Raw genomic sequence first — 20074 nt, 5'->3', positions numbered from 1 at the left:
TCCGTGCCGCGCAGATCAGGCTGCCGGCAGACCCATCATCGTCGTCACACGACTAGACCTGCTCCACCCGCTCCCGGTCCCGCTCCTCCAGCAACTGCAACAACGCGTAGGTCGTCTGCCGCTGCTCCTCCACGAGCTTCGTCAGCCACGACCCGAAGTAGAGGAACCCACCGACCCCGATCAGTCCGACGCCCAGGATCCCGCCCGACACGACGTACGGGATCTGCTCGAACGTGTACCCGGTGTGCGCGACGCCCCACCAGGCGAAGAGGATCGCCGCGATGCCCGCCGTCATCAGCATCGTGCCGACAAGCCCGAGCCCGCTGCGCATCCGTGCGCGGCGCCGGTCCTGGATCGTCATGGGTTCACCCGCAGATCGGGGACACCGGTCGGGTGTCCGGAGGGACAGGGGGCGCCGCCCAGCAGGAACGTGCCGAACGACTTCATGCCGAACGCTCCCGCCGCGGCGACGCCGAGGCCGGTGAGCACCAGCAACGCCGGTACGCCCGGGAAGTCGAGCAGTGAACGCGGCCTGGTTCGGGCCGAGGCGACCGGAGTCACCGACTTCGACGGCGGGTTCACGCCCGCGACGGGAGGCGTGCCTCCCAGAGCCGGTGGTGGTGCGTCGGCCGCGGGCGGTGGGGGTACGACGGGTGCCGGTGCGTCGGGTGGGGTCAAGGGTGAGGAGACGGAGGCGTTCGCGACGGCCTCGGTGTCGCCGACTACCACCACCATCTTGCGCAGCGGGTTGAGCAGCGGCACGAGTTCCTTGGGCAGCAACGGGGCCACGATGCCGTCCAGGATGCCGCCGAGGCCCAGCTTGGTGCGCAACGCGAGCACGTCGACGGTCAGGGTCAGGCCGCGGCTGGTCGAAGTCGCGGACGTGGCTTCGAGTGTGGTGGACGACGTCGGCCAGGCGAGAGTGATTCCCAGTGGTTCCAACGCCTTCAGGAGCCCGTCCGGCGGCGCGTCCGGGGCCTTGACCGGGAACTTCTGGCCCAGCACGGTGAACTCGGCGACCGAGAACGTGCTGGTGCCGCTGCCCTTGCTGCCGTCGCTCACGGCCACCGACTCGAAGCGGACGCCGGAGATGACGACCAGGCCCGCCAGCAACGAGATCGTCTGCGCGGACGTGACTGCCGTGGACCTGGCCTCGGACGCGCTGACCGTGCTGACGCTGCTCGACGACAGGCCGTCGACGGTCAGCAGGAACGGCACCTCCTGCTTCGCGCCCGCGTAGGACTCGGCCTTGGCGGCGCCGGCCGCGGCGCGCATGCCCGGTTGCGACTGGTCGGCCGGGCCGCCGGGGTGTGCCGCGTTGGCCTGGATCGGGTAGGCGAAGCCGAGCAGTTGCGGCAGGCCGGTGCCCACGGCCGCGCCCGGCCACAGCGAACTGGCCACCGACCGGCCGATCGGGCCCGCGCCCAGTTCGGTCTGGGTGTAGGAGAGGTGCACCTCGCCCTGCGGTTCGGCCGGCACCGGGATCAGGTCGGTGTGCAGCAGCACGGACACCGGCGCGGCGTGGGCGGACAGCGTGAAACCGCCGATGTCCGAAGCCCGCGCGGGCGCCGGGGACAGCAGGAGGAGCAGCAGGACGAGCGCGTACCTCATGACGTCCCTCCGAAGTAGACGGTGGCGAGGTCGGAATCGGCGGCGATCTCGCCGTGCGTCATCACGACGACCTGATCGGCGACGGCGGAGGCGGTCTCGGCGAACTGCTCGACGATCAGCATCGTGACGCCGGAGCGCGCCAGCTCCCCCACCACCTCGTACAGCTCGGCGACGATCACCGGTGCGAGACCCATCGAGAGCTCGTCGATCACCAGCACCGCGGGGTCGGTGATCAACGCGCGGGAGAACGCGAGCATCTGCTGCTCGCCACCGGACATCGAACCGGCGAGCTGCTTGTGCCGTACGCGAAGTTTCGGGAACCGGTCGTAGACCACGTCGGCGTCCCCGCGCATCAGACGGAGGTTCTCCGCGACGGTCAGGTTCGGGAAGATCGCGCGGCCTTCCGGGATCGTGCACAGGCCCGCCCGCGCCAGTTCGTCGGGCGCGGCGTCGTTGACGTGCACGCCGCCCAGGTGGACGTGGCCGGAGGTGGCCCGCAGCTGTCCACTGAGGACTTTGACCAGCGTCGACTTGCCGGCGCCGTTCGGGCCCAGCAACGCGGTGACCGTGCCGCGCGGCACGGTGAGCGACACCCCGCGCAGCACCTCGATCCGGCCGTAGCCGGCGTGGACGTCCTTCAGATCGATCATCCGAGATACGCCTCCCGGACACCCTCGTGCGCACGAACGACATCGGGCGTGCCGGACACCAGCAGCCGCCCCAGGTTCAGCACGTGCACGTGGTCGCAGTAGCCCATCACCAGGTCCATGTCGTGCTCCACCAGCACGACCGAACGGCCCTCGGCGCTCAGTTCCTGCAACAACGCACCGAACGCGTCGGTCTCCGCGCGGTCGAGCCCGGACGACGGCTCGTCCAGCAGCAGCAACACCGGGTCGGTGGCCAGCGCCCGAGCCAGCTCCAGCAGTCGTGCGGCGCCGGTCGGGACGGTGTCGGCCTGGTTCCCGGCGAACTCCGCGATCCCGACCCGTTCCAGCAACTCCTGCGCGAGCCTCGCGGGCCGGCGTCGGCTTTCCAGCGCCACCAGCACGTTCTCCGACACCGTCAGCGAGCCGAAGACCTCCAGCCGCTGGAACGTCCGCGCGACGCCGAGCCTGGACCGCTGGTGCGGGCCCAGCGAGGTGATGTCCGCGTCGTCCAGCGTGACCCGGCCCGACGACGGTTTGCGGAGCCCGCTGATCACGTCGAACAACGTCGTCTTGCCCGCGCCGTTGGGCCCGATCAGCCCGGTGACGCCAGGTTCGACGACCAGCGACACGTCGTCGACCGCGGTCACCTCGCCGAAGCGGACCGTCACGCCCTCCACCCGCAACGTGCTCATGCGCGCCGCCAGGACCAGGCCCGGAAACCCCAGCTGACCAGCCCGTTCGGATCCCGCGCGAGCCCGGCCGCGGCCACGCCGAGCAGCACGACCGCCACCCCCGCGAACGCCGGAAACCCGCTCTGCAGCACGGGAAGCAACATCAGCAGCGCCCCGCCGAGCAACGCGCCGGACACCGACGTCACGCCCGCGATCACCGCGAACAGCAGCAACGGCAGGTTGTTGAACAGCTGGAAGTCGCTCGCCGCAACGGTTTCCCGCAGCTGCGCGAACAACCCGCCCGCCAGTCCCGCGATCGCCGCCGACAGCGAGAACACCCAGACCCGGATCCAGCGCACGTTGAGCCCCAAAGTCGCGCACGCCGCCGAACTGTCCTTGACCGCGATCATCCGCCGCCCGAGCCGGCCCCGCCTGACCGCCAGCACACCGATCCCGACCAGCACGAAGACACCCGCCGCCAGCAACAGTTGGCCCGTCGCCGACTCGACCATCCGCGGCACCTGCAGACTGCCCCGCACCCCGAACGCGACCGGCGACTGCAGCACCAGCTTGTCCATCAGCTGCGCGAAACCGAGCGTCGCCAGTGCCAGGTACAACCCGCTGACCCGCAACGCCGTCAACGCGATCAGCGCACCGACCGCCGCCGCGACCCCCGCGCCGATCAGCAGGGTCAACGGCGACGAACTCCCCAGCCGTGCCACCGTCACCGCGCCCACGCCGACGAACGTGAACTGGCCCAGCGACACCACCCCGCCGTACCCGGTGAGCAGCACCATCGACAGCAGCACGATCCCGAACACCAGCGCCAGCGCGAGCTGCCCGGCCACCACGGAGTCCACCAGCAACGCGAGCACGACGACCACACCCGCGAACAGCCCGGCGCCCACACCGGTCGTCAGCACGTTCGGCACGGCCACCCCGCGAGATCCCCGCACACCACCGATGCGCAACGGCGACTGCGGCATCGCGAGCAGCACGACGAACAGCAACAACGCCGGAATCGCCGCCCGGAACGAGATCCAGAACGGCGAGGACGGCAGGTAGGCGACGGCGTAGGACTGCACCAGCCCGAGCCCCAACGCGCCCGCGAACGTCCACGGCAGACTCCGCAACCGCCCGACCAGCGCGGCGGTGTACGCGGTGATCACGAGCAACGTCATCGTCACGTAGTCGAGCTGCACGACCGGCGTCAGCAGGATCCCGCCCAGCGCGGCCAGCGCCGACCCGATCGCCCAGCTCAGCGCCGACAAACGATGCGGCCGCGTCCCGTAGAGCGCGGCCAGTTCCGGTGCGTCCACGCACGCCCGCATCGCGAGCCCGGTCCGCGTCCGGTTCAGCAACACGTACAGCCCGCCCGCGACGAGCACCGCGCAGGCCAGCGTCACCAGGTCGTGCCCGCTGACGAACGACTGTCCGATGTGGACGCCGAGCTGATCGAGGAACGGCCGCACCGGACGTGCCTGCGGCGGCCAGATCACCTGCGCCACCCCGATCAGCCCGACCAGCACGCCGACCCCGGCCACCAGCGTGATCCCGACCGGCGCACCCGCGAGCCGGCGCATGATGAACCGTTCGATCACCAGCCCGAACAGCGGCGCGCACACCCCCACCACGAGCAGCAGCGCGAGCCACTGCGGCAGGCCGCGGTTCTCGGCGAGCTCCCAGTAGAGGAACGCCATGACCATGCCGATCGCGCCGTGGCCGACGTTGAACACCTTGGAGGTGCTGTAGGTCAGCACGAGACCGCCGGCCACGACGGCGTACGCGCCGCCCGTGACCAGGCCGAAGATGGTGTACGCGAGGAGTGCGGTCATGCGCCGCTCCCCGTGACGAGGCCGAAGGCCAGGCAGGCACGCTTCCCCGTCATCCGCCCACCCCCGTGTCGATCAACGTCCCGCACGAGTACCCGGACGCCGGCGCCAGCCGCGACCACGCCCCGCCCTTCAGCCGCACCAGCGTCATGCAGGCCGAAGTCCGTTTGCCGCCGACGTCCTGCGGCGCGACCATCCCCTCGGCGGTGAAGTCGTGCACCCCGCGCACCGCCTCGATCATCGCCTTGCGGGTCAGCTGCGGCCCGACCTTCGCCGCGGTGGTGACGAACAACCGCGCCGCCGACCAGGCGAACATCCCGAAGTACGAGGGCGCCGCACCGGGAGCCACCCGGCCGAGCCACTGCTTGTACAGCGCCACCTGGGCGTTGGACTCCTCGAACAGCGCGCCGTTCGTGTAGACGACGGTGCCGTCGACCGCCGCGCCGCCCTGCTTGATGTACTGCGGGTCGTAGGCGGACGGGTCGGTGATGAACGCCTCCGGCGTGTAGCCCTGCTGCCGCATGGCCTGCTGCAACCGCACCGCGTACTGCGCGGACCCGATCCAGTAGACGATCTTGGTGCCGGTCTCCTTCAGCTTCGCCACGTACGGCGCGTAGTTGACGTCGGTGATGTCGATGGCCTGCGAGTAGACGAACTTGATCCCACGGGCCTCGGCCGCCTTCTGCATGCTCTTGGCGTTCTGCGCGCTCGCGTCGGCGTTGAGGTAGAGGTACGCCGCGGCGTTGATGCCGCCGGGGAAGCTCGACTTGACCAGGTCAGGGCCCGCCGACGACACGAGGTTCACGACGTTCGACGCGACACCGAAGCTCACGGCCGTGCGCTGGCGTTGCGCGGTGACGGTCGAGGCGCGCAGGTCCGGGATGCCGCACCCGGCCGCCGCCGGTCCGCCGCCCTGGTCGAACGCCGACATCGAGCCGACCAGCGCGAAAGCCTGTTCACAGGCCTGGGAGGTGGCCTGCTGGTCGCCGCCGCTGTCGGTGCGCGAGTCGAACGAGACGAGCTTGAGCTTGCGGCCGCAGACCGAGCCCTGGGTGGCGTTGAAGTACTCGACGAACGCCTTGGTCGCCTGCTGCGCCGACTGGAAGATGCCGGGCACCGGGCCGCTGATGTCGGAGATGTTGGCGATCGTGATCTCGCCGGCCGTGACGCCCTTGTCCGTGGCGCCGCCGGTGCCCTGGCAGCCGCCCGCGATGCTGCCGGGCGGGTTCGGCTGCTTGTTGGGCTCCTGCGGGTTCGCGGCGCCCGGTTGCTCCGCGGTGCCCTCGGACGCCGCGCCGTCCTCGCCGGTCACCACGCCGTCCTGGGTGCCGGCCGACCCTCCTTGAGGCACGACGAGTGCGGCCCGTTGCTCGTCGGTGAGCCTGCTTCCGCAGCCGGCGATCAACGCGCAGATCATCAATGCGATCAGTGCGGTCCTGCGACGCATGCGCACTGACGTTAGGGATCTGCATCCATCCAGACCCAAGTAACTTCTAGAACGCGTTCTATCTGCAAAGAATCGCGCGAAAGGCCGTCACCAAAGCGCGGTCGCCTCGTTAGAAGCGACCGCGTCAAGGAACACGTTCTACTTACGACGGCGGCAGCAGCTCCGGGCGGCGCGGCCGGATCACGTCGCCGGAGGACTCCCCGCGCACGCGCCGCATCACCCACGGCACGACGTGCTCGCGGGCCCACTGCCAGTCCTCGGCCCGCCGCACGCGACGGTCGACCAGCGGAGCCACGCCGAGCAGGGTCCGCTCCAGCGCGTGCTCGACCCCCAGGCCTTCGAGGACGGAGATCGCGACCTCGGTGTGCCCGAGCGAGTTGAGGTGCAGCCGGTCCGCGGACCACATGCGACGGTCGCGCAGCTGCCGCATGTTCCACATGTCACCCAGCACGCATGAGTGTTCGGCGGCGATCGCGCGCACGTGCTCGTTGTAGATGGCCACGCGACCACGCATCTTGCGGAACACCGGGTCCTCACCACCGTCGACACCCGTGAAGAGGATTACGCGCGCGCCCGCGGTGACCAACCGCGCGACGGCCGCGCGGTAGCGACGCATCAACGCGTCGATGTCCACCTTCGGGCGCATGAGGTCGTTGCCACCCGCGTAGAGGGAGACGAGGTCCGGCTTCATCGCGAGAGCGCGCTCAAGCTGTTCGCCCAGCACCTGCGGCATCAGCCGGCCGCGCACGGCGAGGTTGGCGTAGGTGAACTCGGGATCCGCCGCGCCCAGCACGTCGGCGACGCGGTCCGCCCAGCCCCGCACACCGTTCGGTCGACTGGCGTCGTCATCGCCCACACCCTCGGTGAACGAGTCCCCCAACGCCACAAAACGCTTGCTCATGCTCACGACCCTATGTCGGGCATTCGGACCAGATCCGGCCGGGGTTGCGACCGCGACGATAACGTTTCGATAACGTAGACGTCTCGAACTGAGGCGCCATCGCATTGCTGGCCGTATCCCCGGTCGTGCGACTCTCCATGGACTTGGCGAAGCCGACGCGACTGATGGTCGCGCTGGCCGGCTGTGCGCTGGCGGTGCTCCTGAACACCGGGAGCGCGGTCGGCCAGCCGAGCACGACGCCGTCCACCCCCATCTCCACCCCGCCGCCCGACAGCGGCGGCAAGGGCGACGAGATCGTCCAGACGCAGTGGGGGCCGCTCGGACCGGCCGACCGGGACTTCATGAACCGGGTCAAGCAGGCCGGCCTGTGGGAGAAGCCCGCGGGCGAGAAGGGCAAGGCCAAGCGGGCCGACCAGCCCAAGATCCAAGAGGCCTGCAAGCACCTCATCGAGGGGCACACGCTCCTGGACAACGTGGTGAACCGGGCGGGCGTTCTGCTCGGCCACACGTTGCCCACCGAGGCCTCGGACGAGCAGAAGGGCTGGCTCGCCGAGATGGACGCGGCGAACGGCGACGAATTCGACGCCGTCTTCGCCAACCGGCTCCGCGCGGCGCACGGCAAGGTCTACGCCTATGCCGCGCAGATCCGGGCGGGCACCAAGAACGAGCTCATCCGCATCCTTTCCACGCAAGCGATGATCACCGTCTTCGACCACATGAAGGTGCTCGAGGAGACCGGCCGCGTCGACTTCGCCGGACTGGAGTCACCACAGCCACTCGCGCCACCGCCCCCCGCGGACAGCACCGGGGCACCGGACGCGACTGGTGACCAGGCTGCCGACCAGTCAGCGAACCCGACCGACGGCGTGATCCCGACCGTGCCGGAGGGCACCAGGTTCACCCGCACCGCCGAGCAAGGCGTGTTCGGGGACAACAACGGTGTCTTCTTCGCCGCCATCGGGGTGCTCGCGCTCGCGCTGGTGGGGATGCGAATGATATCCCGATCGAAGAAATCACGGCGGAAATCTCGTTCGTTCTAAAAAACAGCACACCCAGGTTCAATCCCGAAGATAGCGGCCCCATACCGCCGTCAGCTTCACCATGCCGTTTTATCGGACTACCACGAGGTGGCAAATGGCTATTCACCGGAGGAAATCCACGATCTGGCTCACCGCCGCTGCGGCGGCGATGGCCGTGGTCGCGGGCGGTGCCGCGGTGGTGGCCATCAGTTCTTCTGATGGCTCCGCGCTCGCCGACGGTGCGGACAAGAGCTTGTTCGTCGACATCACCAAGGTGAAGCCGAACGTCAAAAAACCAAAGCCGGAGAACGACGCCACCACAGGCACGTTCACGGTGAACTGCGGCCGCAACGAGAACGGGCACTTCAACCCGGACAACTTCATCGCGCAGCCCGGAGTTCGCAACGGTGCCCAGCACCTGCACGACTACGTCGGCAACCTCTCCACGAACGCGGACTCCAACAACAAGTCACTGCAGGCGGCAGGCACGACCTGCAAGAACGGCGACAAGTCCGCGTACTTCTGGCCCGTCGTGCGCATCATCGACGAGGAAGCGGAAGAGGCCGCCCCGGCCGAGGAGCAGGCCCCGCCGAAGAAGGACGACAAGGCGCAGCAGGACAAGGACAAGGCCGACAAGGCCGCGCCCGCCCTCGAGTGCCCCGACGTCGCGTCGCTGCTGCCCGAGGACGTGCCCGACGCGGCCCAGGCGGAGATCGACAAGGAACTCGAGAACATCGAGAAGGTGACCGAAGAGGCCGAGAAGAAGGTCGCTTCCACCAAGGCCCAGGACCGGGACAACATCATCGTCGGCCCGACGCGTGAGAAGCGCGCCGCCATCCTCAACCGGATGATGCTGGCGTTCAGCCGCCAGGGCAAGCAGGCTCCCGACCTGAACCCGGCCGCCGCGTGTGCGGTGAAGGACAAGGCCGCGGGTGAGAAGGGTCTCGACAACGGCGGCGAGAACGCCGACGCCGCTCAGGCCGAGGGCACCGAGGCCAAGAAGCAGCAGAACAACCCCGAGGAGAACGCGGACAACGAGCTCGAGGGCAACGAGGGCGAGATCCAGCGCCCCGCCGTCGTCGACCTGCAGTTCCGCGGCAGCCCGACCGGCAAGGTCGTCGCGATGCCGAAGTTCCTCCGCATTCTCTACGGTGACGCGAAGGCCGGCCAGAACGGCCCGAAGAACGCCAAGGCGTCGTGGACCTGCACGGGCTTCGAGGACAAGGTCCTGATGGACAAGTACCCGATCTGCCCCCAGGGCTCGAACGTCAAGCGGATCCACGACTTCCCGAGCTGCTGGGACGGCAAGAACATCGACTCCGAGAAGCACCGCGAGCACATCGTGTTCCCGGACGCCAACGGCAAGTGCCAGAAGGGCTTCAAGGCCGTTCCCCAGCTGCGCATCTCGCTGACCTACAAGATCCCGCTGGACGTCCAGAAGGACGGTCGCTACCTGGTCGACTCCTTCCCGGAGGAGGAGCACAACCCGCTCACCGACCACGACGACTTCGCCAACGTGATGTCGCAGAAGATCATGAACCGCCTCGTCAACTGCGTGAACTCCGGCAAGAAGTGCCGCGAGTGACGCTCTGACCTCGCAGTTCAGATAGGCGAAATCCCCCGGTGCCCCTCCCGCGCACCGGGGGATTTTCGTTGCCCCGCTTGGGTTTGTTCACCACCGTGAATCTTGTTCCGGGATGGTTGACCGCAAAGGTATAGACCACTAACACTGGCCGCATGGTCACCCGCTCCTGCACGGTGCTGATCGCACTGCTCGCATCCCTTCTGGTCCCGGTCACCGGCTCAGCCCAGGCGGCACCGGCGACGTTCGTCCACCCGGGAGTCGTCGTCTCCCGGCCACAGCTCGACTTCGTACGCACCAAGGTCCTGGCCGGCGCACAGCCGTGGAAGCTCGCCTACGACCGCATGCTGGCGTCGAAGTACGCCGACCTGAACCGCACGCCGAAGCCCCGCGCCGTCGTGGAATGCGGCCCCGTCAGCAATCCCAACAACGGCTGCACCGACGAACGCGAGGACGCGCTCGCCGCCTACACGCTCTCCCTGGCCTGGTACGTCACCCGCGACGCGAGGTACGCGACCAAGGCGATCCAGATCATGGACGCCTGGTCGAACACGATCCGCGACCACACCAACTCGAACGCCCCGCTGCAGACCGCGTGGTCGGCGTCGAGCTGGCCCAAGGCCGCCGAGATCATCAAGCACGTCTACGGAACCTGGCCCAACAGCGCCAGGTTCGGCACGATGCTGCGCAACGTCTACCTGCCCGAGATCCAGAACGGCCGCGCGAACACCAACGGCAACTGGGAACTCAGCATGATGGAGGCGTCGATCGGCATCGCGGTGTTCCTGGAGGACAAGGCCGCCTACGACAAGGCGATCGGCATCTTCCGCACCCGCATCCAGGCGTTCATCTACCTGACCACCGACGGCGCGCTGCCGAAGACGCCGCCGGGCAGCGGCATCGACACCAGGGCCGAGATCATCTCCTACTGGCACAACCAGTCCACGTTCGTCGACGGCCTCACCCAGGAGACCTGCCGGGACTTCGCCCACACGGCGTACGGACTGAGTGCCGCCTCGCACCTCGCCGAGACCGCGCGGATCCAGGGCCAGGACATCTGGGGCGAGATCAAGGACCGCATGCGGCACGCGTGGGGCCTGCACGCCAAGTACCAGAACGGTGAGCCGGTGCCGTCGTGGCTGTGCGGCGGGAGCTACTCCCGTGAGCTCGGGCCGACGCCGGAGGTCAGCTACAACGCGCTGAACACCCGGCTGGGCATCGCGATGGCGAACACCAAGATCTACACGGAGTCGAATCGTCCACACGGGACCGACAACCTCTTCATCGCCTGGGAGACGCTGACTCACGCAGCCAACCCCTCCTAGAAGCGACTAGCGTGCGCTCATGACCGAGACACCGGACGTGAAGCCACGCAGCCGCGACGTGACCGACGGCCTGGAGCGCACCGCCGCGCGCGGCATGCTCCGGGCCGTCGGCATGGGTGACGAGGACTGGGAGAAGCCGCAGATCGGCGTCGCCTCGTCGTGGAACGAGATCACGCCCTGCAACCTGTCGCTCGACCGTCTCGCGAAGGCGTCGAAGGACGGCGTGCACGCGGCGGGCGGGTATCCGCTGGAGTTCGGCACCATCTCGGTGTCGGACGGCATCTCGATGGGCCACGAGGGCATGCACTTCTCGCTGGTCTCGCGCGAGGTGATCGCCGACAGCGTCGAGACCGTGATGATGGCCGAGCGGCTGGACGGGTCGGTGCTGCTCGCGGGCTGCGACAAGTCGTTGCCCGGCATGCTGATGGCGGCGGCCCGGCTCGACCTGGCCAGCGTGTTCCTCTACGCCGGGTCGATCCTGCCCGGCCGGGTCACGCTGACCGACGGCACCGAAAAAGAGGTCACGATCATCGACGCGTTCGAGGCCGTCGGGGCCTGCGCGCGCGGACTGATGAGCCGTGAGGACGTCGACCTGATCGAACGCGCGATCTGCCCCGGCGAGGGCGCCTGCGGTGGCATGTACACGGCGAACACCATGGCCAGCGCGGCCGAGGCCCTCGGCATGTCGTTGCCGGGCAGTGCCGCTCCCCCGGCCACCGACCGCCGTCGGGACGGATTCGCCAGAAGGTCCGGCCAGGCCGTGGTCGAGATGCTGCGCAAGGGCATCACGGCGCGGCAGATCATGACGCGCGAGGCGTTCGAGAACGCGATCTCCGTCGTCATGGCGTTCGGCGGCTCCACCAACGCGGTGCTGCACCTGCTCGCCATCGCGCACGAGGCCGGCGTCGAACTCAGCCTCGACGACTTCAGCCGCATCGGCGAGCGCGTGCCGCACCTGGCCGACGTGAAGCCGTTCGGCCGCCACGTGATGACGGACGTCGACCGCATCGGTGGCGTGCCCGTGGTGATGAAGGCGCTGCTGGACGCCGGTCTGCTGCACGGCGACTGCCTCACCGTCACCGGACGCACGGTCGCCGAGAACCTCGCCGACATCAATCCGCCCGACCCCGACGGACTGGTGCTGCGCGCGCTCGACAAGCCCATCCACCACACCGGCGGCATCACGATCCTCAAGGGCTCGCTCGCCCCGGACGGCGCCGTGGTCAAGTCGGCGGGCTTCGACTCGGACGTCTTCACCGGCACCGCGCGCGTGTTCGACCGCGAACGCGCCGCGATGGACGCGCTGGAGGACGGCACCATCACCGCGGGCGACGTCGTGGTCATCCGCTACGAGGGCCCCAAGGGCGGGCCGGGCATGCGCGAGATGCTCGCGATCACCGCGGCGATCAAGGGCGCGGGCCTCGGCAAGGACGTCCTGCTGCTCACCGACGGCCGGTTCTCCGGTGGCACGACCGGACTGTGCGTCGGGCACGTGGCACCGGAGGCGGTCGACGGCGGGCCCATCGCGTTCGTGCGCGACGGCGACCAGATCACGCTCAACGTCGCCAAGGGCACGCTCGACGTCGACGCCGACCTGGACAGCCGCAAGGAAGGCTGGGCACCGCTGCCTCCGCGTTACGAACGCGGCGTGCTCGCCAAGTACGCCAAGCTGGTCGGTTCGGCCTCACGTGGCGCGGTCTGCGACTAGAAACTGAGCCCGGCCGCCGAGCGCACCAGTGACTGCACTGGCGAGCCCGGCGGCCAGGCGAGCACCGTCGTCACGTCCGGCGCGTCCACGACGGGCACCGCGACGTGTTCCGGCCACTGCCAGGCGCGGCTGGAGGCGGGGATGACGAGCAGGGTCCTGCCGAGCGCCACGAGCTGGGCGAGCTGCGACTGGGTGCGCACCTCGGGGCCAGGGCCGTCCGGATAGGTCCCGTCGAGCCGGGGCCAGCGGGCGATCGGCAGGTCCGGCACGGCGCTGACCTCCGCCAGCGTGACGCTGTCGCGGGCGGCGAGCGGGTGCGCGGCCGGAACGATCGCCACCTGGCTCTCGGTGTGCAGGTCGGCGGTGTCGAACCCCGCGAGGTCGTCGAACGGGCGGTGCATCAACGCGATGTCGGCCTGCCCGTCGCGCAGCCGGTGCGCCTGCTCCCCCACCTCGCACAGCAGCACCTCGACCGGCTCGGCCAGCGTGTCGAGCAGCGCTCGCAACAGCTCGTGCGACGCTCCGGCCTTCGTCACCAGCACCAGCGGGCGCTCCGGATCTCCCGCACGACGGGTTCGGCGAACAGCGGCCGCGACCGCGTCGAGCGCCGTTCTGGCCTCGCGCAACAACACCCGGCCCGCGTCCGTGAGGGCCGCACCGCGCCGATCGCGGTCGAGCAGCCGCACGCCGAGCCGGCGTTCCAGCTGGGTGATCGCCCGCGAGAGAGGCGGCTGGGCGATCCCGAGCCGGGCGGCGGCACGTCCGAAGTGGAGCTCCTCCGCGACGGCCACGAAATAACGAAGCTCGCGGGTCTCCAGATCGTCCACGGACCAAGCCTAATACCCGTGAGGTATCAGAGATTACTGAATCGATCTTGGACACCACCCGCACAGCGAGCCGAGCATGAAGAGGTGAACAAGAAGACCGCGCTGGTCACCGGCGCGAACAAGGGAATCGGCTTCGCCATCGCCCGAGGACTCGGAGCGCTCGGCTTCGAGGTCGCGGTGGGCGCACGCGACGACGTCCGCCGCAAGGAGGCCGTCGAACGCCTGCGCGCCAACGGAATCGACGCGTTCGGGGTCGCGCTGGACGTCACCTCGGACGAGAGCGTCGCGGAGGCCGCGGCGTCGCTCGAACGGCTCGACGTGCTCGTCAACAACGCCGGCATCAGCGGGCCCGGGCCACAGGATCCGACGACGCTGGACCTCGACGTCGTCCGCACCGTTCTCGACACCAACGTGTTCGGCGTCGTCCGGGTGACGAACGCGCTGCTCCCGCTGCTGCGCCGGGCCACCTCGCCCCGGATCGTCAACGTGTCGAGCAACATGGGCTCGCTGGCGCTGCGGACCGGCCCGATCATGGCCGCGTACGCGCCGTCGAAGTCGATGCTCAACAGCATCACCGTCCAGTACGCGCGGGCGTTCGAGGGCACGAACGTCATCGTGAACGCCTGCTGCCCCGGCTACGTCGCGACCGACTTCACCGGCTTCGCCTCCCCGCGCACGCCCGAGGAGGGCGCCGCGATCGCGCTGCGGCTCGCCACCCTGCCGGACGACGGTCCGCGCGGCGGCTTCTTCGACGACGAGGGCGTCATCGCCTGGTGAAGGGTCGCCCGGTCGGCTGAATCCGCCCTGAGGGCGCGGTCACCCGGTCGGTGGGCACCCGCGATTGAGCTCACAGCGGCGGGTACCTCGCGTTCACAGGCAACGGCCAACGCGGAGGGACGACACGATGATCGATCAGACGCACGTTGAGGCTCTGTACGACTGCGACGTGATCGACAACCGGGGCGAGAAGATCGGTTCGGTCAAGCGGGTGTGGCTCGAGGACGGCACCGGGAAGCCGATGTGGGCCGAGGTCCACACCGGACTGTTCGGCATGAAGGAGAGCTTCGTCCCGATCCAGCAGGGACAGGTGGCGGGCGGCGCGATCACCGTTCCGGTCACCAAGGAGCAGGTGAAGGAGTCGCCGAGCATGCACACCGACGGCGACCACATGTCGGACCAGGAGCAGGAGGCGCTCTACCGGCACTACGGGATGATCCCGCAGGCCAAGACCGGCGAGCACGACCGGCTGGACGGCAAGGGCGGCAACGGCAGGCAGGCCGCCGGACAGCGCGGGCAGCAGGCGGCCGGGCAGCGCGGCACCGCACGGGGTGACGCGGCCGAGGTCACGCTCTCGGAGGAGAAGCTCGACGTCGGCACGCGCAGTGTCGAGACGGGCCGGGTGCGGCTGGTCAAGCACACGGTCACCGAGCAGCGCAACATCACCGTGCCGGTCACGCACGAGGAGGTCCGGGTCGTCCGCGAGCCCGCGGAAGGCAGCAGCGGCAAGGCGTTCGCCGACGAACAGGCGGAGATCACCTTGCACCGCGAGGAACCGGTGGTGCAGAAGCGCACCGAGGCCGTGGAACGCGTCCGGCTGGAGAAGGACGCCATCACCGAGCAGAAGGACGTCAAGGGCGAGGTCCGCAAGGAACGCGTCGAGGTCGAGCGCGACGACGAACCGCGCGGCCGCCGGTAACGAACGTCCCAGCGAACCGCCCACCACTTCCGCCGGTGGGCGGTTCGCGGCAATTCCAGGCGACACCGAAACATTCACCCGAAGCGGTCGATGACCACAAGGATCCCGCCCGGCCTGCCGACCTCGAAGATGATCACCAGTTTGTTGACATCAGAGGGAAAAATGACGCAGGCACTGCTGGACCGCAAGTGGGACAACTTCTTCAACCACTTCGACGCCAACGGCAACGGGTACATCGAGCACGAGGACTTCGTGCAGCGCGGCCAGGAGGTCACCGCCGCGTGCGGCTACGACCCGGCCTCCGAGCGCGCGAAGTCGGTGGCGGACGGGTTCCAGCAGGTGTGGACCTCGCTGGCCGGGTCGCTCGACACCGACGGTGACGGCCGCGTCTCCCGCGGCGAGTTCGTCGCGGGCATGGCGGTCGTGGCCGAGGGCGACAGCTACGACACGATCTTCCAGCCGGCCATCGACGCGCTGCTCGTCATCGGCGACGAGGACGGCGACGGCAAGCTCAGCATGAACGACTGGCTGCGCCTGCAGGGCGGCTACGGCACTCCGCTGACCGCCGCCGAGGAGTCGTTCCGCCTGCTCGACACCGACGCGAGCGGGTACCTCACCCGCGCCGAGATCTCGGTCGCGACGCGGGAGTACTTCACCAGCACCGACCCGCAGGCCGCGGGCAACAACCTCTACGGCCCGCTGGTCTGATTCAGTACAGGCTGTCGAGAACGTCGGAGTAGCGCTTCTCGATCTCCCGGCGGCGCGGCTTCAGCGACGCGGTCAACAACCCGTCCTCGACGCTGAAGTCGTGCTCCAGCACGGCGAACCGCTTGATCGTCTCGTGCCGCGCGAGCTGCGCGTTCACGGTCTTGATGGCGTTGTCCACTTCGGACTCCGCGTCGGTGAGGCCCGCCGCGGTGTCCGGGTCGAGCGTCACGAGCGCCACGCAGTACTTGCGCCGGTCGCCGTGCACGATCACGTTGCTGATGTACGGCGACGCGGCGTTGATCATGCTCTCGATCCTGGTCGGCGCCACGTACTTGCCGCCGGAGGTCTTGATCAGTTCCTTCTTGCGGTCGGTGATCTTCAACCGGCCCGCGTCGTCGAGTTCGCCGATGTCGCCGGTGTGCAGCCAGCCGTCGACCAGCGACTCGGCGGTCGCGTCCGGCCGGTTGTGGTAGCCGCGCATGACGCCGGGGCCGCGCAGCAGCACCTCGCCGTCGTCGGCGATCTTGACCTCCATGCCGGGGATCGGCGGCCCGACGGTGCCGATCGCGATCATGCCCGGCCGGTTGAAGAACGTCGCGGCGGACGACTCGGTGAGCCCGTAGCCCTCCAGGATCGTGATGCCGGCGCGTTCGAAGAACTCCGCGATCTCCGGCGCGAGCGGCGCCGAGCCCGACACGAAGTAGCGGATCCGGCCGCCCACGCGGTCGCGCAGCTTGCGGTACACCAGGCGATCCGCGAGCCAGCGCGTCGCGGGACCGTGCTCGCGGTCGGCCCACCGAAAGATCTTCTCGGTGACGCCGCCCTTCTCCCGCGCGCCCGCGACGATCCGGCCGTGGATCTTCTCGAAGATGCGCGGCGCGGCGGCCACGATGGACGGCCGCAGCTCGCCGAGATTGTCGACGATCCGTTCGACGCTGCCGTCGACGGCGGTCGGCACGCCCGCGGCGATCATCGCCATCGTCAGCACCTTGCCGAACGCGTGCGAGAGCGGCAGCCACAGGAAGTGCAGGTCGGTCGGCTGCAGAATGCCCAGGGACGCAACGGCTTCCGCGGTCGTCAGCCAGTTCTCGTGGGTGAGCTCGACGCCCTTGGGCGTACCGGTCGTGCCCGAGGTGTAGATCAACGTCGCCAGGTCGTCCTGCGCGAGCCCGTCGATCAACGCGTCGTAGTCACCAGAGCCTTGCGGAACCGCGCCGAACCGCAGCACCTCGACACCGTCCGGCATCGACGCGGCGTGCTCGTCGGTCTCCACGACCACGATCCGGCTGCCGGAGTCGCCGATGATGTGCGCGACCTCCGCGGCCGTGCTGTTCGGGTAGATCGTGGTGGTGGCGCCACCAGCGGCGAGCACGGCGAGATCGGTGACGATCCACTCGATGCTCGTGCGCCCCATCAACGCCACGCGGTCGCCCTTGCGCAGGCCCTTCTCCGCCAGCCCGAACGCCTCCGCGGCGACCCGTTCCTGCAGTTCGGACCACGTCAGCGAGACCCAGCCACCGTGGTCGCGGTACCGCATCGCCTCGGCGTCGGGCGTGCGGGCGACCCGGTCGCGCAGCAGGCCGGGAATCGACAGCGCCATTGCTCTCCCCTTCTCTGGAGCGTCGCTCCAGAGCGGTACTCTAACCCTCATGTCCGACCGACGACAGTCTCTCCTCGACGCGGCGCTCAGGCTCGTCGAGGAAGGCGGCCTCGACGCCGTCACGATCGCGGCGCTGACCGAGCGCTCGGGCATGTCCAACGGCAGCATCTACCACCACTTCGGCAGCCGCGCGGGCGTGTTCGCGCAGCTCTACGCCGACAGCTACGCCCGGTGCGTCGCCGCCATGCTGCCCGCGCTGCAGGCCGGGTCGGCCGAGGAAAGCGTGCGCGCACTGACCCTGAGCTACCTCGACTGGGTCATGGCGAACCCCAGCCGGGCGCGCTTCCTCTACGCAGCACCGGACCACGCCGACCCGGCGGCCAAGATGGCGGAGTTCGCGCCGGTGCTGGCCTGGTTTCTGGACCGGATGGCGTCCGGCGACCTGCGCACGGTCCCGCCGTGGGCGTTGGAGCCCGTGGTGATGGGACCGGCACACGAGTCGGTGCGCCGGTTCCTGCTCGGGGTGTTCGACCTGGCCGAGGCCCGCGAGATCGTCGCGGACGCCGTGTGGGCCGTGCTGAAGCCCTAGGGCCTGTATCGAAGTCTGGTTCGATGAGAGCTGCGCTTGAGGTGGTTCCTGGTGGTGCCTCGGGCCCGGCTATCGCGGATCAGACTTCGATACAGGCCCTAGTCGGCGGAGGACTTCGGTTCCGGGAAGACGACGTTGCCGTTCACGCTTCCCAGCTGCACGACGGTGCCGAACACCGTCCCGCTGATGATGTTGGTGGTTCGCTCCACCTGCACTGCCTCGTCGTCATCCCCAGTCATGCCGCCATTATCAGCTACTAACGACCTTCGTTGGCCATAGAACACCTGTTCGATTATGCTGCGGTCCATGCGCCAGGGATCACTCTTCGACCTGGAGGCGGAGCCGGAACTGGCCCCGCTCGCCCCGCGCCGCACCGAACTGGACCACGGTGCGTGGATCGACGTGCAGCCGGGCTGGCTCGCGGGCGCCGACGCGTTGTTCGACCAGTTGGTCGACGAGGTGCCGTGGCGTGCCGAACGCCGTCAGATGTACGACGCCGTGGTCGACGTGCCGCGCCTGCTCTGCTTCTACAGCGGCACCTTGCCGTTCGACGTTCTCACCACGGCACGCGAGGCGCTCTCGAAGCACTACCTGCCCGAACTGAACGAGCCGTTCACGACCGCGGGGCTGTGCTACTACCGCGACGGCCGGGACAGCGTGGCCTGGCACGGCGACACGATCGGCCGCGGCCAGACCGAGGACACGATGGTCGCGATCCTCTCCGTGGGCACCCCGCGGGCCCTGCTGCTGCGGCCGCGCGGAGGCGGCGAGACGCACAGGTACGCGCTGGGGCACGGCGATCTGCTCGTGATGGGCGGCTCGTGCCAGCGCACCTGGGAGCACGCCATCCCGAAGACCTCGAAGGTCGTCGGGCCGCGGATCAGCGTCCAGTTCCGCCCGCACGGAGTCCGCTAGCGACCAGTTCCTCGGACACCCGCCACACCCGCTGGGCCTCGTCCGTGCCGCGCAGACGGCTGTAGAGGGCCTGCTCGGCGGGCGGCCCGCTGAGGTGACCGAAGCGGCTCGGGCCGTAGAACACCCCGGCATCGGGTGCCGTCGCGGCGAGCAGCGCCGGGAGCTGGGCGGATTCGACGGTGCCGAGGACGCCCACCGAGGACAGGACCCGGATCACGCGCACGCCCGCCGTGTCGCTGGAGCGGCCGACCTCGGGACGGGCGGCGAGCAGGTTCGTCGGAGCCACGCCGGGATGGGCGAGGTTGCTCGTGATGCCCCAGCCGCCCGCCTCGCTGCGCCGGGCGAGTTCGAGTCCGAACAGGCCGAAGGCGATCTTCGACTGGCTGTAGGCCTTGCCGCCGCTGTACGAACGCTCCCAGTTCAGGTCGTCCCAGTTGATGGCGTTCTGGTTGGCGGCGATGCTGATCTGCGAGGTCACCCGCGCCCGACCGGCCTTCAGCAACGGCAGCAGATGGGCGACCAGGGCGAAGTGGCCCAGGTGGTTGGTGCCGAACTGCAGCTCGAAGCCGTCCGCGGTCGTCTGCCGCTCCGGCGGGGTCATGACGCCCGCGTTGTTGACGAGGATGTGGACGGGTTCGTCCTCCTCCAGCAACGTGTCCCCCAACGTGGTGACCGAACGCAGCGACGACAGGTCGAGCGAGCGCAACGACACGTTCGCCTGAGGCGTCTGCCGCCGGATCGTGGCGATCGCCGCCTCGCCCTTGCGCTGGTTGCGGACGGGCAGGACGACCTCGGCCCCGGCGGCCGCGAGCCGTCCCGCGATGCCGAGCCCGACCCCGTCGCTGGCGCCGGTGACGACGGCCCGCTTACCGGTCAGGTCCGGGATCTCGACGTCGAACTTCCTGCTCATCGCGCACTCCCCTGCTCGTGGTGGTGTTGTCCTCCACAGTGGCCGGACCAGGATGCCCGCATCCAGGACCTCTCGCTCCGTGGCTA

At 69.3% G+C, this 20074-nt stretch carries 20 protein-coding genes; 9 read left to right on the top strand and 11 right to left on the bottom strand.

Annotation, left to right across the window (positions count from 1 at the left end; translation table 11 throughout):
• Positions 1–52: 52 nt before the first annotated feature.
• The 7 genes from ACIQF0_RS31335 to ACIQF0_RS31305 form a co-directional block, all read right to left on the bottom strand.
• Positions 53–361 (bottom strand): hypothetical protein, encoded by a 309-nt coding sequence (locus ACIQF0_RS31335; protein ID WP_360034577.1) that lies wholly within the window; start codon positions 359–361, stop codon positions 53–55.
• Positions 358–1611 (bottom strand): choice-of-anchor P family protein, encoded by a 1254-nt coding sequence (locus ACIQF0_RS31330; RefSeq protein WP_401035335.1) that lies wholly within the window; start codon positions 1609–1611, stop codon positions 358–360. The genes ACIQF0_RS31335 and ACIQF0_RS31330 overlap by 4 nt, the downstream gene beginning before the upstream one ends.
• Positions 1608–2261 carry an ABC transporter ATP-binding protein gene (locus tag ACIQF0_RS31325; RefSeq protein ID WP_401035332.1) on the bottom strand — a complete coding sequence of 218 codons (654 nt, stop codon included), beginning with the start codon at positions 2259–2261 and terminating at the stop codon, positions 1608–1610. The genes ACIQF0_RS31330 and ACIQF0_RS31325 overlap by 4 nt, the downstream gene beginning before the upstream one ends.
• Positions 2258–2950 (bottom strand): ABC transporter ATP-binding protein, encoded by a 693-nt coding sequence (locus tag ACIQF0_RS31320; RefSeq protein ID WP_401035330.1) that lies wholly within the window; start codon positions 2948–2950, stop codon positions 2258–2260. Before ACIQF0_RS31320 ends, ACIQF0_RS31325 begins: the two co-directional genes overlap by 4 nt.
• On the bottom strand, positions 2947–4764 hold the full coding sequence (locus ACIQF0_RS31315; protein WP_401035327.1) for an ABC transporter permease: 1818 nt from the start codon (positions 4762–4764) through the stop codon (positions 2947–2949). The genes ACIQF0_RS31320 and ACIQF0_RS31315 overlap by 4 nt, the downstream gene beginning before the upstream one ends.
• Positions 4765–4813: 49 nt before the next feature.
• Complete coding sequence (locus tag ACIQF0_RS31310; protein WP_401035325.1) at positions 4814–6208, bottom strand: ABC transporter substrate-binding protein; 1395 nt, start codon at positions 6206–6208, stop codon at positions 4814–4816.
• A 142-nt stretch (positions 6209–6350) separates the two neighbouring features.
• Entirely contained in the window at positions 6351–7109 is a 759-nt protein-coding gene (locus ACIQF0_RS31305) for an SGNH/GDSL hydrolase family protein (RefSeq protein ID WP_401035322.1), read from the bottom strand.
• 137 nt (positions 7110–7246) lie between these two features.
• Here ACIQF0_RS31305 and ACIQF0_RS31300 point away from each other — a divergent pair, with 137 nt between their 5' ends.
• The 4 genes from ACIQF0_RS31300 (at position 7247) to ilvD (ending at position 12743) form a co-directional block, all read left to right on the top strand.
• A complete protein-coding gene (locus tag ACIQF0_RS31300; protein WP_401035320.1) occupies positions 7247–8149 on the top strand; it encodes a DUF4142 domain-containing protein in 903 nt (300 codons plus the stop codon).
• Positions 8150–8243: 94 nt separating this feature from the next.
• Positions 8244–9713 (top strand): DUF1996 domain-containing protein, encoded by a 1470-nt coding sequence (locus tag ACIQF0_RS31295; protein ID WP_401035318.1) that lies wholly within the window; start codon positions 8244–8246, stop codon positions 9711–9713.
• Positions 9714–9865: 152 nt separating this feature from the next.
• Positions 9866–11035: an alginate lyase family protein gene (locus ACIQF0_RS31290; protein WP_401035315.1), complete on the top strand. Its 1170-nt coding sequence runs from the start codon at positions 9866–9868 to the stop codon at positions 11033–11035.
• 19 nt (positions 11036–11054) lie between these two features.
• A complete protein-coding gene (gene ilvD, locus ACIQF0_RS31285; RefSeq protein WP_360034609.1) occupies positions 11055–12743 on the top strand; it encodes a dihydroxy-acid dehydratase in 1689 nt (562 codons plus the stop codon).
• On the opposite strand, the gene ACIQF0_RS31280 is transcribed toward ilvD, so the two are convergent.
• On the bottom strand, positions 12740–13570 hold the full coding sequence (locus ACIQF0_RS31280; RefSeq protein ID WP_401035313.1) for a LysR family transcriptional regulator: 831 nt from the start codon (positions 13568–13570) through the stop codon (positions 12740–12742). The two genes, ilvD and ACIQF0_RS31280, sit on opposite strands and share 4 nt — an antisense overlap.
• A gap of 84 nt (positions 13571–13654) precedes the next feature.
• Here ACIQF0_RS31280 and ACIQF0_RS31275 point away from each other — a divergent pair, with 84 nt between their 5' ends.
• The 3 genes from ACIQF0_RS31275 to ACIQF0_RS31265 all read left to right on the top strand — a co-directional run bounded on the left by ACIQF0_RS31275 (position 13655) and on the right by ACIQF0_RS31265 (position 15974).
• The gene (locus ACIQF0_RS31275) at positions 13655–14347 is read left to right on the top strand and encodes an SDR family oxidoreductase (RefSeq protein WP_401035310.1); all 693 of its coding nucleotides are present in this window, start codon (positions 13655–13657) and stop codon (positions 14345–14347) included.
• 127 nt (positions 14348–14474) lie between these two features.
• Positions 14475–15266: a DUF2382 domain-containing protein gene (locus ACIQF0_RS31270; RefSeq protein WP_401035308.1), complete on the top strand. Its 792-nt coding sequence runs from the start codon at positions 14475–14477 to the stop codon at positions 15264–15266.
• A gap of 162 nt (positions 15267–15428) precedes the next feature.
• Positions 15429–15974, top strand: a complete 546-nt coding sequence (locus ACIQF0_RS31265) for an EF-hand domain-containing protein (protein ID WP_401035306.1) — start codon at positions 15429–15431, stop codon at positions 15972–15974.
• Position 15975: 1 nt separating this feature from the next.
• On the opposite strand, the gene ACIQF0_RS31260 is transcribed toward ACIQF0_RS31265, so the two are convergent.
• Positions 15976–17574 (bottom strand): AMP-dependent synthetase/ligase, encoded by a 1599-nt coding sequence (locus ACIQF0_RS31260; protein WP_401035304.1) that lies wholly within the window; start codon positions 17572–17574, stop codon positions 15976–15978.
• Positions 17575–17623: 49 nt separating this feature from the next.
• Here ACIQF0_RS31260 and ACIQF0_RS31255 point away from each other — a divergent pair, with 49 nt between their 5' ends.
• Positions 17624–18163 carry a TetR/AcrR family transcriptional regulator gene (locus tag ACIQF0_RS31255; protein WP_401035302.1) on the top strand — a complete coding sequence of 180 codons (540 nt, stop codon included), beginning with the start codon at positions 17624–17626 and terminating at the stop codon, positions 18161–18163.
• Positions 18164–18261: 98 nt separating this feature from the next.
• Here the strand turns inward: ACIQF0_RS31255 and ACIQF0_RS31250 are convergent, their stop codons facing one another.
• A complete protein-coding gene (locus tag ACIQF0_RS31250) occupies positions 18262–18402 on the bottom strand; it encodes a hypothetical protein (RefSeq protein WP_401035300.1) in 141 nt (46 codons plus the stop codon).
• A 67-nt stretch (positions 18403–18469) separates the two neighbouring features.
• On the opposite strand from ACIQF0_RS31250, the gene ACIQF0_RS31245 reads away from it, so the two are divergent.
• Positions 18470–19078 (top strand): alpha-ketoglutarate-dependent dioxygenase AlkB, encoded by a 609-nt coding sequence (locus ACIQF0_RS31245; RefSeq protein ID WP_401035297.1) that lies wholly within the window; start codon positions 18470–18472, stop codon positions 19076–19078.
• On the opposite strand, the gene ACIQF0_RS31240 is transcribed toward ACIQF0_RS31245, so the two are convergent.
• A complete protein-coding gene (locus tag ACIQF0_RS31240) occupies positions 19044–19988 on the bottom strand; it encodes an SDR family oxidoreductase (RefSeq protein WP_401035294.1) in 945 nt (314 codons plus the stop codon). The two genes, ACIQF0_RS31245 and ACIQF0_RS31240, sit on opposite strands and share 35 nt — an antisense overlap.
• Positions 19989–20074: the final 86 nt, after the last annotated feature.

Origin of the sequence: Lentzea sp. NPDC092896 (assembly GCF_044754905.1) — a bacterium.
Lineage (GTDB): Bacteria > Actinomycetota > Actinomycetes > Mycobacteriales > Pseudonocardiaceae > Lentzea.
Note: the sequence above shows the minus strand (reverse complement) of the source record. Positions and strands in the feature narration are given on the sequence as shown.

Bases quoted from the DNA above. Each gene is read 5' to 3' on its own strand.
- ACIQF0_RS31295 (WP_401035318.1), top strand. From the start codon at position 8,244: ATGGCTATTCACCGGAGGAAATCCACGATCTGGCTCACCGCCGCTGCG.
- ACIQF0_RS31305 (WP_401035322.1), bottom strand. From the start codon at position 7,109: ATGAGCAAGCGTTTTGTGGCGTTGGGGGACTCGTTCACCGAGGGTGTG.
- ACIQF0_RS31330 (WP_401035335.1), bottom strand. From the start codon at position 1,611: ATGAGGTACGCGCTCGTCCTGCTGCTCCTCCTGCTGTCCCCGGCGCCC.
- ACIQF0_RS31250 (WP_401035300.1), bottom strand. From the start codon at position 18,402: ATGACTGGGGATGACGACGAGGCAGTGCAGGTGGAGCGAACCACCAAC.
- ACIQF0_RS31310 (WP_401035325.1), bottom strand. From the start codon at position 6,208: ATGCGTCGCAGGACCGCACTGATCGCATTGATGATCTGCGCGTTGATC.
- ACIQF0_RS31335 (WP_360034577.1), bottom strand. From the start codon at position 361: ATGACGATCCAGGACCGGCGCCGCGCACGGATGCGCAGCGGGCTCGGG.
- ACIQF0_RS31300 (WP_401035320.1), top strand. From the start codon at position 7,247: ATGGACTTGGCGAAGCCGACGCGACTGATGGTCGCGCTGGCCGGCTGT.
- ACIQF0_RS31245 (WP_401035297.1), top strand. From the start codon at position 18,470: ATGCGCCAGGGATCACTCTTCGACCTGGAGGCGGAGCCGGAACTGGCC.
- ilvD (WP_360034609.1), top strand. From the start codon at position 11,055: ATGACCGAGACACCGGACGTGAAGCCACGCAGCCGCGACGTGACCGAC.
- ACIQF0_RS31265 (WP_401035306.1), top strand. From the start codon at position 15,429: ATGACGCAGGCACTGCTGGACCGCAAGTGGGACAACTTCTTCAACCAC.
- ACIQF0_RS31290 (WP_401035315.1), top strand. From the start codon at position 9,866: ATGGTCACCCGCTCCTGCACGGTGCTGATCGCACTGCTCGCATCCCTT.
- ACIQF0_RS31260 (WP_401035304.1), bottom strand. From the start codon at position 17,574: ATGGCGCTGTCGATTCCCGGCCTGCTGCGCGACCGGGTCGCCCGCACG.
- ACIQF0_RS31315 (WP_401035327.1), bottom strand. From the start codon at position 4,764: ATGACCGCACTCCTCGCGTACACCATCTTCGGCCTGGTCACGGGCGGC.
- ACIQF0_RS31270 (WP_401035308.1), top strand. From the start codon at position 14,475: ATGATCGATCAGACGCACGTTGAGGCTCTGTACGACTGCGACGTGATC.
- ACIQF0_RS31325 (WP_401035332.1), bottom strand. From the start codon at position 2,261: ATGATCGATCTGAAGGACGTCCACGCCGGCTACGGCCGGATCGAGGTG.
- ACIQF0_RS31240 (WP_401035294.1), bottom strand. From the start codon at position 19,988: ATGAGCAGGAAGTTCGACGTCGAGATCCCGGACCTGACCGGTAAGCGG.
- ACIQF0_RS31255 (WP_401035302.1), top strand. From the start codon at position 17,624: ATGTCCGACCGACGACAGTCTCTCCTCGACGCGGCGCTCAGGCTCGTC.
- ACIQF0_RS31320 (WP_401035330.1), bottom strand. From the start codon at position 2,950: ATGAGCACGTTGCGGGTGGAGGGCGTGACGGTCCGCTTCGGCGAGGTG.